The organism is Nisaea acidiphila, assembly GCF_024662015.1.
GTDB lineage: Bacteria > Pseudomonadota > Alphaproteobacteria > Thalassobaculales > Thalassobaculaceae > Nisaea > Nisaea acidiphila.
Genome location: NZ_CP102480.1, coordinates 1,482,623 through 1,497,741 on the forward strand (window position 1 = coordinate 1,482,623; position 15,119 = coordinate 1,497,741).

Annotated in this window: 15 protein-coding genes; 5 read left to right on the plus strand and 10 right to left on the minus strand. The window is 64.3% G+C overall.

The features are described 5' to 3' along the window. The first annotated feature begins 3 nt into the window (after positions 1 to 3). Entirely contained in the window at positions 4 to 696 is a 693-nt protein-coding gene (locus tag NUH88_RS06820; RefSeq protein ID WP_257770862.1) for a DUF2268 domain-containing putative Zn-dependent protease, read from the plus strand. On the opposite strand, the gene NUH88_RS06825 is transcribed toward NUH88_RS06820, so the two are convergent. After that, positions 693 to 2,009 carry an adenylate/guanylate cyclase domain-containing protein gene (locus NUH88_RS06825; RefSeq protein ID WP_257770863.1) on the minus strand — a complete coding sequence of 439 codons (1,317 nt, stop codon included), beginning with the start codon at positions 2,007 to 2,009 and terminating at the stop codon, positions 693 to 695. The genes NUH88_RS06820 and NUH88_RS06825 overlap by 4 nt on opposite strands. A 60-nt stretch (positions 2,010 to 2,069) precedes the next feature. Continuing rightward, the gene (locus NUH88_RS06830) at positions 2,070 to 3,647 is read right to left on the minus strand and encodes a gamma-glutamyltransferase family protein (protein ID WP_257770864.1); all 1,578 of its coding nucleotides are present in this window, start codon (positions 3,645 to 3,647) and stop codon (positions 2,070 to 2,072) included. Positions 3,648 to 3,759: 112 nt separating this feature from the next. On the opposite strand from NUH88_RS06830, the gene NUH88_RS06835 reads away from it, so the two are divergent. Beyond that, positions 3,760 to 4,440 (plus strand): hypothetical protein, encoded by a 681-nt coding sequence (locus NUH88_RS06835; RefSeq protein WP_257770865.1) that lies wholly within the window; start codon positions 3,760 to 3,762, stop codon positions 4,438 to 4,440. Between the two features lie 90 nt (positions 4,441 to 4,530). Continuing rightward, entirely contained in the window at positions 4,531 to 5,295 is a 765-nt protein-coding gene (locus NUH88_RS06840) for an SDR family oxidoreductase (RefSeq protein WP_257770867.1), read from the plus strand. A 9-nt stretch (positions 5,296 to 5,304) separates the two neighbouring features. Here the strand turns inward: NUH88_RS06840 and NUH88_RS06845 are convergent, their stop codons facing one another. From NUH88_RS06845 to NUH88_RS06870, 6 genes are all read right to left on the minus strand, one after another. After that, positions 5,305 to 5,721, minus strand: a complete 417-nt coding sequence (locus tag NUH88_RS06845) for a (deoxy)nucleoside triphosphate pyrophosphohydrolase (protein WP_257770869.1) — start codon at positions 5,719 to 5,721, stop codon at positions 5,305 to 5,307. Further along, a complete protein-coding gene (locus NUH88_RS06850) occupies positions 5,718 to 6,272 on the minus strand; it encodes a GNAT family N-acetyltransferase (protein WP_257770871.1) in 555 nt (184 codons plus the stop codon). Before NUH88_RS06850 ends, NUH88_RS06845 begins: the two co-directional genes overlap by 4 nt. A gap of 11 nt (positions 6,273 to 6,283) precedes the next feature. Continuing rightward, complete coding sequence (argJ, locus tag NUH88_RS06855; protein WP_257770873.1) at positions 6,284 to 7,516, minus strand: bifunctional glutamate N-acetyltransferase/amino-acid acetyltransferase ArgJ; 1,233 nt, start codon at positions 7,514 to 7,516, stop codon at positions 6,284 to 6,286. A gap of 25 nt (positions 7,517 to 7,541) precedes the next feature. Next, the gene (locus NUH88_RS06860) at positions 7,542 to 8,513 is read right to left on the minus strand and encodes a peptidylprolyl isomerase (RefSeq protein ID WP_257770875.1); all 972 of its coding nucleotides are present in this window, start codon (positions 8,511 to 8,513) and stop codon (positions 7,542 to 7,544) included. A 77-nt stretch (positions 8,514 to 8,590) separates the two neighbouring features. After that, positions 8,591 to 9,484: a hypothetical protein gene (locus tag NUH88_RS06865; RefSeq protein WP_257770877.1), complete on the minus strand. Its 894-nt coding sequence runs from the start codon at positions 9,482 to 9,484 to the stop codon at positions 8,591 to 8,593. A gap of 112 nt (positions 9,485 to 9,596) precedes the next feature. Then, positions 9,597 to 10,013, minus strand: a complete 417-nt coding sequence (locus NUH88_RS06870; protein ID WP_257770879.1) for an ACT domain-containing protein — start codon at positions 10,011 to 10,013, stop codon at positions 9,597 to 9,599. Between the two features lie 140 nt (positions 10,014 to 10,153). On the opposite strand from NUH88_RS06870, the gene NUH88_RS06875 reads away from it, so the two are divergent. Then, complete coding sequence (locus NUH88_RS06875; protein ID WP_257770881.1) at positions 10,154 to 10,846, plus strand: transposase; 693 nt, start codon at positions 10,154 to 10,156, stop codon at positions 10,844 to 10,846. 374 nt (positions 10,847 to 11,220) lie between these two features. Here the strand turns inward: NUH88_RS06875 and NUH88_RS06880 are convergent, their stop codons facing one another. Beyond that, entirely contained in the window at positions 11,221 to 11,427 is a 207-nt protein-coding gene (locus NUH88_RS06880; protein ID WP_257770883.1) for a beta-barrel domain-containing protein, read from the minus strand. Between the two features lie 244 nt (positions 11,428 to 11,671). Between NUH88_RS06880 and secA the strand changes: the two genes are divergently transcribed. Beyond that, a complete protein-coding gene (gene secA / locus NUH88_RS06885) occupies positions 11,672 to 14,386 on the plus strand; it encodes a preprotein translocase subunit SecA (protein ID WP_257770884.1) in 2,715 nt (904 codons plus the stop codon). 19 nt (positions 14,387 to 14,405) lie between these two features. On the opposite strand, the gene NUH88_RS06890 is transcribed toward secA, so the two are convergent. After that, complete coding sequence (locus NUH88_RS06890; RefSeq protein ID WP_257770885.1) at positions 14,406 to 15,116, minus strand: PAS domain-containing protein; 711 nt, start codon at positions 15,114 to 15,116, stop codon at positions 14,406 to 14,408. Positions 15,117 to 15,119 lie beyond the last annotated feature (3 nt).

Sequence of the window (15,119 nt, forward strand, 5' to 3'; positions counted from 1 at the left end):
CGCATGGCTTGCAAGATCATCGGAAATGCGTGGCATATCCATTACGTGAACGCCCGCGGCGAGCTTGAGGCCGTGAAAGGCGCTTTCGAGACCGCCCTGACGGATGCCCATCGGCGTATTTCGGAAATTACTGAGCCTCCCGCGGTCGACTTTCTGGTCGAGTCCGTCTGGACGAGTTCGGTCATCCCCGAGCGCGGACATCTCGGTCGCGCCAATGACAGTCTCGTCACTTTCTGGCTGGCATTGGACCATCCAGTGTTCAAAGACAATCTCGGCGAACCTCTCGCACGCTCGATCGCCCATGAGATCAATCACGTGATGCGCTTTCGGGCTGCTGGTTTTTCCTCCACCTTCGGACAGCTCTTGGTCAGCGAAGGCCTCGCGGGCCGGTTCGTCGAAGAACTCTATTCCAACAAACCGGAGCCTTGGGAGCAGGCTCTGACGCGAGCTGAATTGGCCGGATATGTGGATAGCGCCCTAGACCAATTCGACGCGTCGACAGTCTACAGGCAGTCCGAGATCGACGTGAACGAATGGATGTTCGGCACGGGCAAGCTCCCGCGCTGGCTTGGCTACACGCTCGGGTACGAGATGGTAGGCGCTTATCTCCGAGAGCGGCCCGAGCTCCGGGCCTCGGACCTGCTCTCGATCCCAAGCGCCGACTTCAAGCCTATGCTCGCGGGACTTGCCTCCTAATCCGGCTTCCCCGGCAGGGCCACAAGCTCCTTCGACCAGACCGGAAGCGGCGCCTCGAAGCCCCGGACCCGGTATTCGCCGAGCGGCTTCAGCCGGTCCTCCGGCTTCGATTTCTCCGCCACGCCGGCATCGGCGAGCACCGTCGCGCCGACTTCCTTGGCCAGCACCTCGAAGCGGGCGGCGCGGTTCACCGTATCGCCATAAATCGTGAAGGCCTGACGGCGGTCCGAACCGACACGGCCAGTCGCGATCGGACCCGCGGCGAGCCCGATGCGCACCCGGAAGCCGTTCTCCTCCGCTGCCGCCAGCAGATCCGAGGCCGCGTCGAGCGCCGCCCGCTCCGGATCCCGGATCTCCAGCGGCGTGTTGAAAGCGGCCAGCAGACCATCGCCGGTAAAGCTGATGACGACGCCCTCATGCGCCGAGATCGCGTCGGCGGCATCGGCGAGGAATGTGCCGAGGGTCGAGATCACCTCGGCCGGATCGCGTCCGTCGGCATATTTGGTGAACTCCTCGATATCGAGAACCAGGGCAACGCCGTGTCGGACTTGCGGCGTCAGGGCCCCCCGGTCGGAGGCGAGCCGTTCCGCGATGGTCTCGGGAACGAAACGGCCGAAGGTCCGCACCATCTGCTCGCGCGCGATCTCGGCCGCGACCTGCGCGAGGAAGACCCGGCGCGCGCGATGGACCGCGAGGGCCAGGATCATCGCCGCGATCAGAAGCAGCCCGGTCTCCTGGATGCGGCTGCCATAGCCGACGAAATCCGGGGAGAGGAAGACGGAGAGAAACTGCGCCTCGGTGGCTTCGTGCGGCAGGTCGCTCCAGGAAATTCGCTGTTCCATGCCGGCGATCGCGATCCCGAACGAGCTCCACCATCCGGCAACGGAGACCAGTCCGGACCAGGCGACCAAACGCCAGGAAAGGGTCAGGCACGCCATGGCCAGCAAAGGGAAGAGGAAATAAATCCCGAAGGAACGGAACGCGATCACCTGCGGCAGGCCGGGCGCGGAGCTGTTGACCGGGATAACGACGAGAAATGCGCAAACCCCGAGAATGTCGATGGCATAGAGCGCGTATTTGACCCACCAGCGCTCGAAGCGGGTTCCGATCACGGAATAGCTCGCAATGCCGATCAGCGCATAGAGAGTGAGCGCCGTCAGCCCGAGCGTGCTCGGGGTGGCCCCGACGGCGTTCCAGGCGGAAATGAACCAGACGATCCCGGCGGCGACGGCTGCCGTCCGGCACAGTATGGCCAGTTTCAGCCCCTGCCGCTCCGCGAGCCTGAGACGCGCGAGCGCCCTTCGATCCACCATGTTCCCGCCTCCTCACGAGGCGCGGATGCGCCCCAGACAGGGAACTTGGTCATGCAGGGCTCAGACCGCAAGCGCTCCGGCGAGCGGCGTCATCGGATGGGCCGCCGCGGACGGTCCGCCGGGGCCGACCATCGCGCCCAGCGGGCAGGCATACATGATCGGATAGGTGGTCGGCGGCCAGCTCTCGGTCGGCGCGACCTTCTTGAGCGCCTCCATCGTCGCTTCGTCGAGCCTTGCGTCGGCATAGATCGTGTCGATGGCGCCGAGATCGACCCGCGGCGCGTCGAGCGCAGCGGCGAGGTCCATGCCGAAATCGTTCACGAAGGAGCAGAGCTGGAACACCGCCGGCATGATCTTGCGACCGCCCGAGGCCCCGAAACCGAACCAGGGCTCGCCGTTCCGCGTCACCACCGCGGGAACCATGTTGCAGAGCGGCTTGGTGTCCGGGACGAGCGAGTTCGGCCGGCCCGGGCGCGGATCGAACCAGTTGATGCCGTTGTTCATCATGATCCCGGTCTCCGGGAACAGCAGACGGCTGCCGAAGCGGGAGAGCAGGGTCGTCGTGATCATCACGATATTGCCTTCGGCATCGGCCGCCGCGATATGGCTGGTGCAGCTCCGGTCGCCGTGATCGCCGGCATGGCCGAGATTTTCCAACCGGTACTCGTAGGCGGCCTTCAGGGTTTTCGCGTAGGCGGCGTAGGTCTCAGCATCCGGCGCGGCGCCGGAGAAAGCGGGCAGGTCCGTCAGGGCGTCCGCGAAGCTCGGACCGGCGGTGAGCCCCGAGGGAACGTGGTAGGTGGCGCCGCCCCGCGTCATTGAGATCGGGTCCTGGATTTCCGCCTCATAGGCTTCGAGATCGGCCATCGAGAGCGTCGAGCCGAAGCGGGCGGCGTCCGCCGCGATCCGTTCGGCGATCCGGCCGCGATAGAAACTCTCCGCGCCGTCCCGCGCCAGCTCCTCCAGCGTATCGGCGAGCTTGCCCAAGGGAATGTATTTCGGCGACGGGTCGGCAGTCATCGCCGGCGGGCAGCCGTTCGGCAGCCAGATCTCCGCGCTGCTCGGATATTGCCGGAGCGTGGGCATGTCGGCCCCGCACATCAGTGTCGTCCACCAGGTCACCCGATGCCCGCGCCGCGCCATCGCCGCTGCGGGGGCGACGATCTCCGGGAGACTCTTGCTGCCGAATTTCTCCAGCGCGAGGGCATAGCCCGCCACCGTCCCCGGAACGGCGATGGAATGCGGACCGTTAACGTTCCGGTCCCCGACCACCGCCGGCCAGCCGAACAGGTCGGCGCCGGTGCCCTCCGCCAGTGGATAGCTCGCCGGGTCGAGCCCCTTCGGGGATTTCATCGCGAAATCGACGACGCGGACCGCCTTCTCCCTCGCGGAATAGAGCGTGATGAAGCCGCCGCCGCCGAGACCGCTCATCCAGGGTTCCGCCACGGTGAGCGCGAAAGCGGTCGCGACCGCCGCGTCCATCGCGTTGCCGCCGGCCTCAAGCATGGCCTGACCGACCGCCGCCGCCTCGACATTCTGCGAGGCTACCGCGCCGCGCTTGCCGGTTGCCGACGGCTTCTCGGCACGCCATGTCTCATAGACCCGCTGGGACGCGGCGACGGAAGCGGGAACGCTCATTGGAATACTCCGGGCACGAGGATTGCATGGCCGCAAGAAGCTGCGACATGCTGAGTGTGATAGGGACTAAGGGCAGAAATCAATTATGCGCATCAGAAAGGGTGATGTTCCGATGACCGGTCGCGCGTTTCGTAACGGGCTTGCGCCGTTCGCACTGGTTGCCGTCCTCGCTGGATCCCAGCTCCTGACGGCACCGGCCGCGGCGCAGAACCGGAGCACGGAAGAGGAGAACACGGCGCCGGAAGGCATCAACGACGCCGATTGCGCCAAGATTCCCGGCGGCAACGCGCCGGTGAACATCCTCGCCCGGATCGAAGGTCACATGGCGGTCGAGAATCTCGAATTCACCTATTTCGACAAGAAGCTGTTTCAGCTCACCCGGCAGGATTTCGACTATCTGAAGCGGCTGATCCCCTATTGCCGCGAGCAACCGACGGATCAAACGAACTACATCATCGACCGGCTCGCCGACCTCATTCTGGAAGCGCAGGAGACACGGCAGAAATCGATCGACTGGATCGAGAAGACCAAAGACCAACTCGAAAGAATGCCGGCGAACAAGGACTCCATCGAAGAGGTCCATAATATCTGGACCGAGCTGCAGAACCGCCGGCTGGAGATGACGGACGCGGACGCCCGCTTTTTGATGGCCAAGATCGACGCGACGCGGGACCGGCTCTATCGGGAGGCCGATATCGCCGCGCCGGGCAAGGTGCGCCAGGACCCGCAACTCCAGATCAGCCCCTTCCTGCCCGAAATACCGAGCGACGAGCGCAAACCCGATCCGGGCTGAGACGGCTCTCTTCTCGATTTTCCGCGTGCCAACGAGGCAGCACCGCGACAAACTCCCCCCGCGGAAACGGATACCCAGGGGAGGGAGCACATGTCGGGAAACGGCAAGACCGCTATTGTAACCGGCGCCGGATCGGGCGTCGGACGGGCCGTGGCGCTGGCGCTGCAGGGCGCCGGATACAATGTCGCGCTGGCGGGACGGCGCCTCGATGCGCTGGAAGATACCGCAGGAATGGCCAAGACCGGCGGCGGCGCCATGCTTGCTGTGCCGACCGACGTCGGCAAGGCGGCCGAGGTCGACGCCCTGTTCGACTCGGTGAAGAAGAGTTTCGGGCGGCTCGATGTACTGTTCAACAATGCCGGCATGGGCACGCCCGCGATCCCGATGGACGAGCTGACGACCGAGCAGTGGCAGGCCGTGGTCGACGTCAACCTGACCGGCTCCTTCCTCTGCGCCCAGCGCGCCATGCGAATGATGAAGGAACAGAAGCCGCAGGGCGGGCGGATCATCAATAACGGCTCGATCTCGGCCCACGCGCCGCGTCCGAATTCGGCGCCCTACACCTCGACCAAGCATGCGATCACCGGCCTCACCAAGTCGATCTCGCTCGACGGACGTCCCTTCGACATCGTCTGCAGCCAGATCGATATCGGCAATGCGGTCACCCCGATGACCGAACGCATGGTCGAGGGCGAGGGCGTGCCGCAGGCGAACGGCTCGATGATGGTGGAGCCGCGCATGGACGTCGCCCATGTCGCCAGCTCGGTGCTCTACATGGCTGGCCTGCCGCTCGAGGCGAATGTCCAGTTCATGACCGTGATGGCGACCAAGATGCCGTTCGTCGGCCGGGGCTGACGGAGACCTCTAGAGGAAGTCCCGCAGCATCGCCACGAGCGGGACATCGGCGGGGGGCATCGGATAGTCGGCGAGCCGCATCGGCCTCACCCACTTGACCGCCTGCCCCTCGCGCGGCCGCACGTCCCCCCACCAGCGGCGGCAGAGATAGAGCGGCATCAGCAGGTGGAAATCGTCATAGGCGTGCGAGGCGAAGGTAAAGGGCGCGAGGCAGCTTTCCTTGGTGTCGATGGAGAGTTCCTCGTGCAACTCCCGGATCAGTGCCGCCTCGGGGCTCTCACCCGCATCGACCTTGCCGCCCGGGAACTCCCAGAGGCCCGCCATCGACTTGCCCTCGGGACGCTGCGCAAGCAGGACGCGCCCGTCCGCGTCGATCAGGGCCGCGGCCACGACGAAGACGACCGGCTTCACTGCACCGCGGCTCATGCCGGCGCCCCGCCGGAGCGGGCGAGCCAGTCCGCGCGCCGCATATTCAGCTTCACCATCTCGACGGCATCCCCGAAATTGGGTCGCTCGACCTCGATGCGTCCCACATCGGTCAGCCCGCATTTCTCCATCACCCGGATCGAGGCGGGGTTCTGGGGCATCGCCGCGCCCCAGATGTTCCGAAGCCCGAGCGAACCGAAACCGAAATCGAGCAGCGCCGTGAGCGCCTCGCTGGCATAGCCGCGTCCCCAGGCGGCCTTGGCGTACCAATAGCCGAAATGCGCCGTCTCCTCCGGGTCGAACCGCAGGTCTACGGTCCCGAGGATGGCCCGCGTCGCTTTATCCAGCACAAGGTAGTAGTGCCCGTTGCCTTCGGCCCGCCCGCTCCGCGCCCGCTCGATATAGGCATCCGCGTCCGCGCGCCGGTAAGGCCAGGGCACGGAGGTCAGGAACTTCACGATATCGAAATCGTTCATGCGCTCGAAGAGCGCGTCCCCGTCCGCGAGCTCCGGCTGCTTGAAGGCAAGCCGCTCCGTCGTCACCGCTTCCATCTCTGGGATTCCTAGCTTCGGTAATCCGCGTTGATGCTGATATAGCCGTGCGTCAGGTCGCAGGTCCAAACCGTCGAACGCCCGCTGCCGATCCCGACATCGACGTCGATACCGATCTCCTGCCCTTTCAGATGAGCGGCGACCGGCGCCTCGTCGTAATTCGGATCGCGCATGCCGCCGACAGCGATATCAATGCCGCCGAAGCCAATCCGGATCTTCGAGACGTCGATCGGCTGTTCCGACTTGCCCACCGCCATCACCACGCGGCCCCAGTTCGCGTCCTCGCCGGCGATCGCTGTCTTCACCAGCGGCGAATTGGCAATGGCCAGCGCGATCTTGCGTGCGGACGCGTCGCTCTCGGCTCCGGAGACGCGGACCTCGATGAATTTCGTCGCCCCTTCCCCGTCGCGGACGACCAGGATCGCCAGCTCCCGCAACACGCTCTCGAGCGCCTGCTTGAAGCCATCGAGGGCAGCATCCTCGATGCCGGACGGCGGCGCATTGCCGGCCTTGCCGGTCGCGAAGAGCAGCAGCGTATCGCTGGTCGAAGTGTCGCTGTCGACGGTGATCGAATTGAACGTCCGATCGGCCAGGGGCGGCAGCAGCGCCTGCAGAAGACCGGCCGGGATGGCGGCATCGGTGAAGACGAAGCTCAGCATGGTCGCCATGTTCGGCTGGACCATGCCGGAGCCCTTGGCGATGCCCGCGATCGTCACCGTCTTGCCGCCGATTTCGGCCGTCGCGCTCGCCCCCTTGGCGAAAGTGTCGGTGGTACGGATCGCATTCGCCGCGCCGTCCCAGTCGGAAGCGGACAGAGCGCCGACCGCGTCCGGAAGTTTCGCGGTGATTTTCTCGTGCGCCAGGATCTCGCCGATCACCCCGGTCGAGGCGACATAGATCTCGTCGGGAGAACAGGACAGCAAAGCCGCCGCGGCGGAAGCCGTCTCGCGCACGGCGGCCGCACCGGCGGCGCCGGTGAAGACATTCGCATTGCCCGAATTCACCACCAGTCCGCGTCCGCTTCCTTTCGGCAGGATCTCGCGGCACCAGGCGACGGGCGCACCCGGCGTGGTGGAACGGGTCAGCACTCCCGCGACGGTCGTCCCTTCGGCGAGTTCGACCAGAAGAACGTCGTTCCTGTTCTTGTACTTGATCCCGGCCGCCACCGAAGCGGTCCGGACACCGGCGACCACGGGCATTTCCGGAAAGGAGTCCGGCGCGAGCGGGGAAACCTGATCGGACATGGCTGACGTCCCCTTGAAGCAGCCGTTACTGGAGCGCCGAGCCGTCAGGCCCGAAGCGCATGATCTCGACACCGTTGCGGAGCCCCTCGACCGTCTCGGCGAGGATCTCGCGGGTCAGCTCCTGCGCCAGCTGCGGCTGCATCTGCGCGAAGCTCGGCGGCTCGACGGCGCGGCGGTCCTCGACCAGGATCACGTGCCAGCCGAACTGGGTCTGAACCGGATCGACGGTAAAACTGCCCGGCTCCAGCGCGAAGGCCGCCTCGGAGAACGGCGCGACCATCGCTTCCTTGGTGAAATAGCCGAGATCGCCGCCGTTGCTACCGGATGGCCCCGTGGATTTCTCCTTCGCCAGCTCGGCGAAATCGGCGCCTTTCTTCAGCTCCTCGATGATCGCCCGCGCTTCTTCCTCGGACGTGACCAGAATATGACGCGCCTTGACCTCCTCGCCCTGGCTCGCGCTGTCGGCGATCTGCGCTTCGTAGCGCGCCCGGAGTTTCTCTTCGCCGACCTGGGCCGAAACCTTCTCGGTCAGGAAGACCTCGGAGATGATCTCGGTCTCGGCCTGGGCGACCCGGGCCTTCACGTCATCGCGATCCTGCAGACCCGCCTCGCGCGCCGCATTGGCGATCAGCCGCGCATCGATCGCGCGGTCGAGCATCGGCGGATAGATCTGCTCCATCGGCGCCTGCTGGTACTGCTGCGGCAGCTGCTGGATCTGGGCCAGGATCTCGGCAAGGTAGATCGGCTCCCCATTGACCGTGGCAACCACGGTCGTCGCCGGGTCGATGGCGGCCTGTTCGGCCGGAACCGTCTTGGCCTCGGCACCTGTCTGCTGGGCCTGCGCCGGAACGGCGACAGCGGCCATTGCGGCGAACGCCGCCGGGATCAGCGCGGTCTTCAGGAAGCCCGTCTTCCGCGGGATGCAATTCTGGATCATTTCAGCGCCTTTCGCCGGGCCGCTCCGCCCGTGCCTGCTCTCGAAAATCAGCTGCGGCATCTACCCGCCGCGCGGTGAGCAGCAGCCCTATCAGATCGCCCATAGGGCGGCAAGGCGCCTTTCATAGGCAAGTGCGGTCAGGCCTGCCGGAAGGGAAGGATAAGATCGAACCCCAGCCACTCGGCCGGGGAACGGTAATCGGAAAAGTCGCTGTTGTCGGCGCGGATCAGCACCATGGCGCCTTCGGTATCCTCGCTGCCGCCGAAATGCGGCAGATCCCGGCGCACCGTCTCGATGATCCGGTTCGCGATCACCGCGCCATGTTCGCCCGTGTCGATGAAGATCCCGGGTTTGGGCTCGTGCACCGCCGCCTCGCCGCGGACGTCGAACATGACCCCGGTCGCGCTGAAATCGATCCGGTCGAGAAACGCCGCGCCGCCGATCGTGATATCCGCGGCGCCGCGCAACTCGTCATAACGCGCCGAGATGTTCTCGAAGGCCAGCCCCGTCGGCAACTGGCCCTGCTCCCCGTTCTTCCGGAGATAGAGTTCCCGCGCCGGACGCACCGCCGCGAGGGCGGCGATATGAAAGCGCCGCTCCACGTCGTGCGCCGCATTGTCCGGCACCTTCATCAGACCGTGCACGACCAGCCCGACATTCGTCACCGCGCGCCGGATCAGGCTGCTCAAGTCCTCCGTCAGCAGGACCGCGGTGGAGTGCGAGATCAGGACGTCGTCATTCTCGCGCGGCGCGGCGTGACGCGCGGCCCCTCCATAGGCTTTCGCCGCATAGGGAGACGGCGCAGCCGAGGCGTGCCCGGCGAGATCTAGCGAGTCCTGCGACAACCGGACGTCGACGCTGTCGTCCCCGTGATGTCCCTGATCGTGTTCGGAATCGTTATCGCGCGGATGCTTGTCGTTGCGGCGCGGGGTGACGCGCTGGTTCAGCGCCTCTCCGGCGACCGGGCGGCTTCTCCGCAGAGTCGTGGGCGCGACCACGCCGGACGTATATCCGGTGATACGGTCAACCATTCCGTCCACCCTTTCTAGGCAACGCAAACGCGAATTTACAAATTTTAATCGAAATTAATTTTACTTTCAATACTCCGCGGAAATCCGCGAAATCGACCATCCCGGATGCGCCTCAGCCCTCCCCCAGTCCGGACGGAACAGCCGACAATGTTCGCAATCTATCCAGCGCATCCATTTCCCGCCCGTCCGGCACGAACAGGTGATCGTGGAAGAACCCCGACACCGGATTGACCCCCATTCCGAGCTCGGCGAGCGCGGAAGTAACACGCGCCAGAAAGCCGACCGCCTCTAGCGCGGAATGCACTTCGAGCGTGATCATCCGGCACGGAAACGCGTATTCGAGCCCCGCCGCCTCCGCCTCGTCCTTCAACAGAACGAGCGTCAGCCCCTCCTCCTCGCGAAATGTCATGCGGGGACTGACGCCCGCCGGGACGCTTTGCCCGGAAACGGTCGCGAAGACAAAGACGCCCTCCGCCAGTCTCGGCGACATGGCCGCGATCAGGGTGTCGAGATCGGTCTCACCGGCCATTATTCGCTCCCGTTCTCCAAAACAAAGACACCAAAATTAGTTGAGTAGTGCGCAGAATTAAGGGGACACATGACTCATTTCCGGCAGAATTAAGGGGACACATGACTCATTTCCGCCGCTGTCCCTCTCATACCTCCCTCATGGCACGTTTGGCGCGCGTGGTCGTGCCCGGTCTGCCCCATCACGTCACCCAGAGGGGCAACCGGCGGCAGACCACTTTCTTTTCCGACGCGGATTATGCGGCGTATCTGGAGATACTGGCCGAGGCCCTGACGCGCGCGCGCGTCGCGCTCTCTTCCTACTGCCTGATGCCGAACCATGTGCACCTGATCCTCGTGCCGGAGACGGAAAGCGGGCTTGCCGCCGCCCTCGCAGAGGCGCACCGGCGCTATACCCGCCAGGTCAATCTCCGGGAGGGCTGGCGCGGCTATCTCTGGCAGGGCCGCTTCTCCTCGTTCCCGCTCGACGGCGCGCACCTGCTCGCGGCCGCGCGCTATGTCGAGTTGAACCCGGTCCGCGCCCGACTCGCCGCCCGGCCGGAAGACTGGCCCTGGTCGAGCGCCCGCGCCCATCTCGGCATGATCGAGCCGGGCGGGGAAACGGCCGCGGACCGCATTCTGAGCGGCGACCTGCCGGAGGCAGTGGGCGACTGGCGGAGTTTTCTCGCGGGCGGCATGGAGGCGGAGACGGCGGAGGCGATCCGGCGCCATGAACGCACCGGACGGCCGCTCGGAAGCGGCGGCTTCCTGAAGGAGCTGGAGCGGCGCCTCGGCCGGGCTCTCGCGAAACGAAGGCCGGGACCGAAACCGAAAGGCGCCACGGAGGAGGCCTGAGGCAGGCGCGGAATTACGTAGTGTGTCCCCTTAATTCTGTCGTAGTGTGTCCCCTCAATTCTGTCCCCTTAATTCTGTGTGTCCCCTTAATTCTACTTAACTCTAAAATTCCGCACCATCTCATTCACTCACTTTCGAAACCAAATAAGAAACCATCAACACTATAACAATAAAAATCATCGAGTTTATGAGGCGGCCAATTTTATTTTTCATATTGTTTGCTTTATGGGTTTTGCTTCTCAAATTATAAAATGGCAAATAATCGTCAGTTCCTTTGTTTTTTATATTATATATAAGCAAAGTAAAAAAAGAATACCCAATCAGAAAAAATACAGAGACAAGGCAAGTACTGGAAATTAGTAAAGCATAGAATTTCATCGCTCCCGCATCCCCTCGCTCGCATAGCGCAGCACCGGCTGCAGCACGTATTCCAGCACCCGTCTTTCTCCCGTCAGAAGGTCCGCCGCCACGCTGCCGTAGCGCATGTAGTTGAAGGCGTCGATCTTCACCGCGGCGCGCTGGCCGACCTCGATGAAGCCGATATCCCGGTCGGTCACCGCCGCCTCGAAGGCGCGCAGCAAGTTGAAGCTCCGCCGGACGGGCCGTCTCCGCACAGCTCTGTTTCGACAATCCGACACCAGCGATCTCACATGCCCCTTCGTTCTTCCCGCATATTATCCGGCGCATCTCCGGTCGTCGCTGAGAAAGTCCCGGCGGACGGAACGCCGCACGGTCGTGCGCCCGCGTTGACAGGGATTGCACTTCCCCCTATCTGTCAGCCACCCGGTAAATGGCCGGAAACCTGATTCCATCTCAGAGGTCGGCATGCTCGGCGCACTCGCCAAGGCCATCTTCGGCTCGGAAAACGAGCGGACACTGAAACGCCTGCAGAAGACCGTCGATGCGGTCAACGCCCTGGAGCCGGATTTCGCGGCGCTCGACGACGCGGCTCTGGCGGCGAAAACCGGCGAATTCCGGGAAAGGCTGAAGGGCAGCGAGAATCTCGACGACATCCTGCCGGAAGCCTTCGCGACCGTCCGCGAGGCGGCCAAGCGGACCCTCGGACAGCGGCATTTCGACGTCCAGCTGCTCGGCGGGCTGGTGCTGCACCAGGGCCGGATCTCGGAGATGAAAACCGGCGAAGGCAAGACCCTGGTCGCCACCCTGCCGGTCTACCTGAACGCGATCGAGGGCAAGGGCGTCCACGTCGTCACGGTGAACGACTACCTCGCCAAGCGCGACGCCGGCTGGATGAGCCAGGTCTACGAATTCCTCGGGCTCTCCACCGGCTGCATCGTGCACGGGCTGACGGATGCCGAGCGCAAGGCCGCCTATGCCGCGGACGTCACCTACGGCACCAACAACGAGTTCGGCTTCGACTATCTGCGCGACAACATGAAGTTCCGCCTGGAGGACATGGTCCAGCGCGACTTCAATTTCGCCATCGTCGACGAAGTGGACTCGATCCTGATCGACGAGGCGCGGACGCCGCTGATCATCTCCGGCCCGGCCGAGGACAGCTCGGCGACCTATACCGCGATGAACGCCGTTATCCCCGGCCTCGTTCCGGAGGATTACGAGAAGGACGAGAAGCAGCGCACCGTCGCCTTCACCGAGGCGGGTCAGGAGCATATCGAGGAGCTGCTGCGCGACGCGGGGATGCTCGAGGAAGGCGGTCTCTACGACATCGCCAATATCTCGCTGGTGCATCACGCCAACCAAGCGCTCCGCGCGCACCATCTCTTCGCCAAGGATACGGACTACATCGTCAAGGACGACAAGGTCGTCATCATCGACGAGTTCACCGGCCGCGCGATGGAAGGCCGGCGCTATTCCGAAGGCCTGCACCAGGCGCTCGAAGCCAAGGAAGGCGTGACGATCCAGAACGAGAACCAGACTCTCGCCTCCATCACCTTCCAGAATTATTTCCGCCTCTACCCGAAGCTTGCCGGCATGACCGGCACGGCGATGACCGAGGCGACCGAATTCGCCGAGATCTACAAGCTCGAGGTCGTCGAGATCCCGACCAACGTGGAGATCGCCCGCAAGGACCACGACGACGAGGTCTACCGGACCGCGGAAGAGAAGTGGGACGCGATCATCGACACGATCGACGAATGCCGCGGCAAGGGTCAGCCGGTGCTGGTCGGTACGGTCTCGATCGAAAAGTCCGAACTGCTCGCCGAGCTGATGAAGAAGCGCAAGATCCCGCACCAGGTGCTGAACGCGCGCTTCCACGAGCAGGAGGCCACCATCATCGCCCAGGCCGGCCAGCCGGGCGCGGTGACTATCGCCACCAACATGGCGGGCCGCGGCACCGACATTCAGCTCGGCGGCAATGCCGACATGCGGATCATGCTCGAACTCGGCGAGGAACCGGACGCGGCGAAGGCCGAGAGCATCCGAGGCGAGGTCGAAGCCTCCAAGAAACAGGTGCTCGATGCCGGCGGACTCTATGTGATCGGCACCGAGCGGCACGAAAGCCGGCGGATCGACAACCAGTTGCGCGGCCGTTCCGGCCGTCAGGGCGACCCGGGCGCCTCCAAGTTCTTCCTCTCGCTCGAAGACGACCTGATGCGCATCTTCGGCTCCGAGCGCATGGACGGCATGCTGCAGAAACTCGGCCTGGAGAAGGGCGAGGCGATCGTCCACAGCTGGATCAACAAGGCGCTGGAAAAGGCGCAGCAGAAGGTCGAGGCGCGGAACTTCGAGATCCGCAAGCAGCTGCTGAAATACGACGACGTGATGAACGATCAGCGCAAGGTCATCTTCGAGCAGCGCAAGGACATCATGCGCGCCGAAGAGGTCGCCGCGACGGTCGCCGACATGCGTCACGAGGTGATCGAGGACGTGGTCGCGCGCTGCATCCCGGAAGGCGCCTATTCGGAGCAATGGGATATTCCCGCGCTGCATGAGGAATGCCTGCGCCTGCTCGGCCTCGACCTGCCGGTCAAGGACTGGGCGGAAGAGGAAGGGATCGCCGACCAGGAAATCCTCGAGCGGATCACCAAGGCCTCCGACGAGGCGATGGCCAAGAAGGCGGCGAATTACGGCCCCGAAGTCATGCGGATGGCGGAGAAGAGCCTGCTGCTGCAGATTCTCGATCAGCAGTGGAAGGAGCACCTCCTCTCGCTCGACCACCTGCGCCAGGGCATCAACCTGCGGGCCTATGCCCAGAAGGATCCGCTCAACGAATACAAGCGCGAGGCCTTCAACCTGTTCGACGGAATGCTGACCGGCCTCCGCCAGACCGTGACCGGCGTGCTGTCCCATCTGGAAATCCGCGTCCAGGCCTCTCCGGAGGAAATGGAAGCGCGGATGGCGGCCGAGCGGGCGGAACGGGAAATGCACGAGGGCCGCGAGGACCCGGCGCTCCAGTCAGGCGGCCAGAACGCCGACGGAGAGACCATGGTCCGCAGCCGGCAGAGTGCCGCCGCGATCGATCCGAACGATCCGGCGACCTGGGGCAAGGTTCCGCGCAATGCGCAATGCCCCTGCGGCTCCGGCAAGAAATACAAGCAATGCCACGGTAAGATCTGACCGCATCGGCAGCCGCGGCTCAGCGAACCAGGGTGACTACCTTGCCGCGGTCTCCGGAGACCGGTGCGTCGTCGAGGCCGGCAAGCACCAGATCCACTTCTCCGCTGGCCGCCCCGAAGGGCAGACAGATGATACGGATGCCCGCGCCTGTCGCGACCGCCGGCTCCCGCCGTTCCGCGCAAGCCCGGATACATTGGACGATCGCGGACGGCAGTTGCGAATTCGATCCGGTGGTTGCCCCGATCGGATTCCCGCCGAGCAGATCCGAAGCCGCGTCTCCGGCAAATTCAATCTGAAAGCGTGCCCGGTCCTCGTAGGCGAGAAGCACGTAAGGCATTTCGTCGACAAGATCGGACAGAAACAGGTCTTCCGAAAGCGGCAGCCCGGAGCCTTTGCGCGCGTACTCCCAGTACGCCCTCAAATCCCTCAGGATCCAGCTCGTCCGTCCGCTCGGCTCCGCATGCCGTTCTGGCGTGAAATCCAAGATCATAAGCCCTCCTTCGGCGTTGCCAGCGCCGTGGCTATGGACGGTGGACAACGATTTTTTCGCTGTTCCTGCCGTTCTCAGCCAGCCCCCACTTGACCTATGCAGACCCCGATCAACGTGCCTGAACGCATTCTGGAAATGATCCGGATCTTGCCCCTCATCATGAAGACGTCGCACCAGATCGTATGTGACATGCCCCACAGCCGCAATGTGCGGCACGCGAAGAAAATGTTTTTCAATCATGTG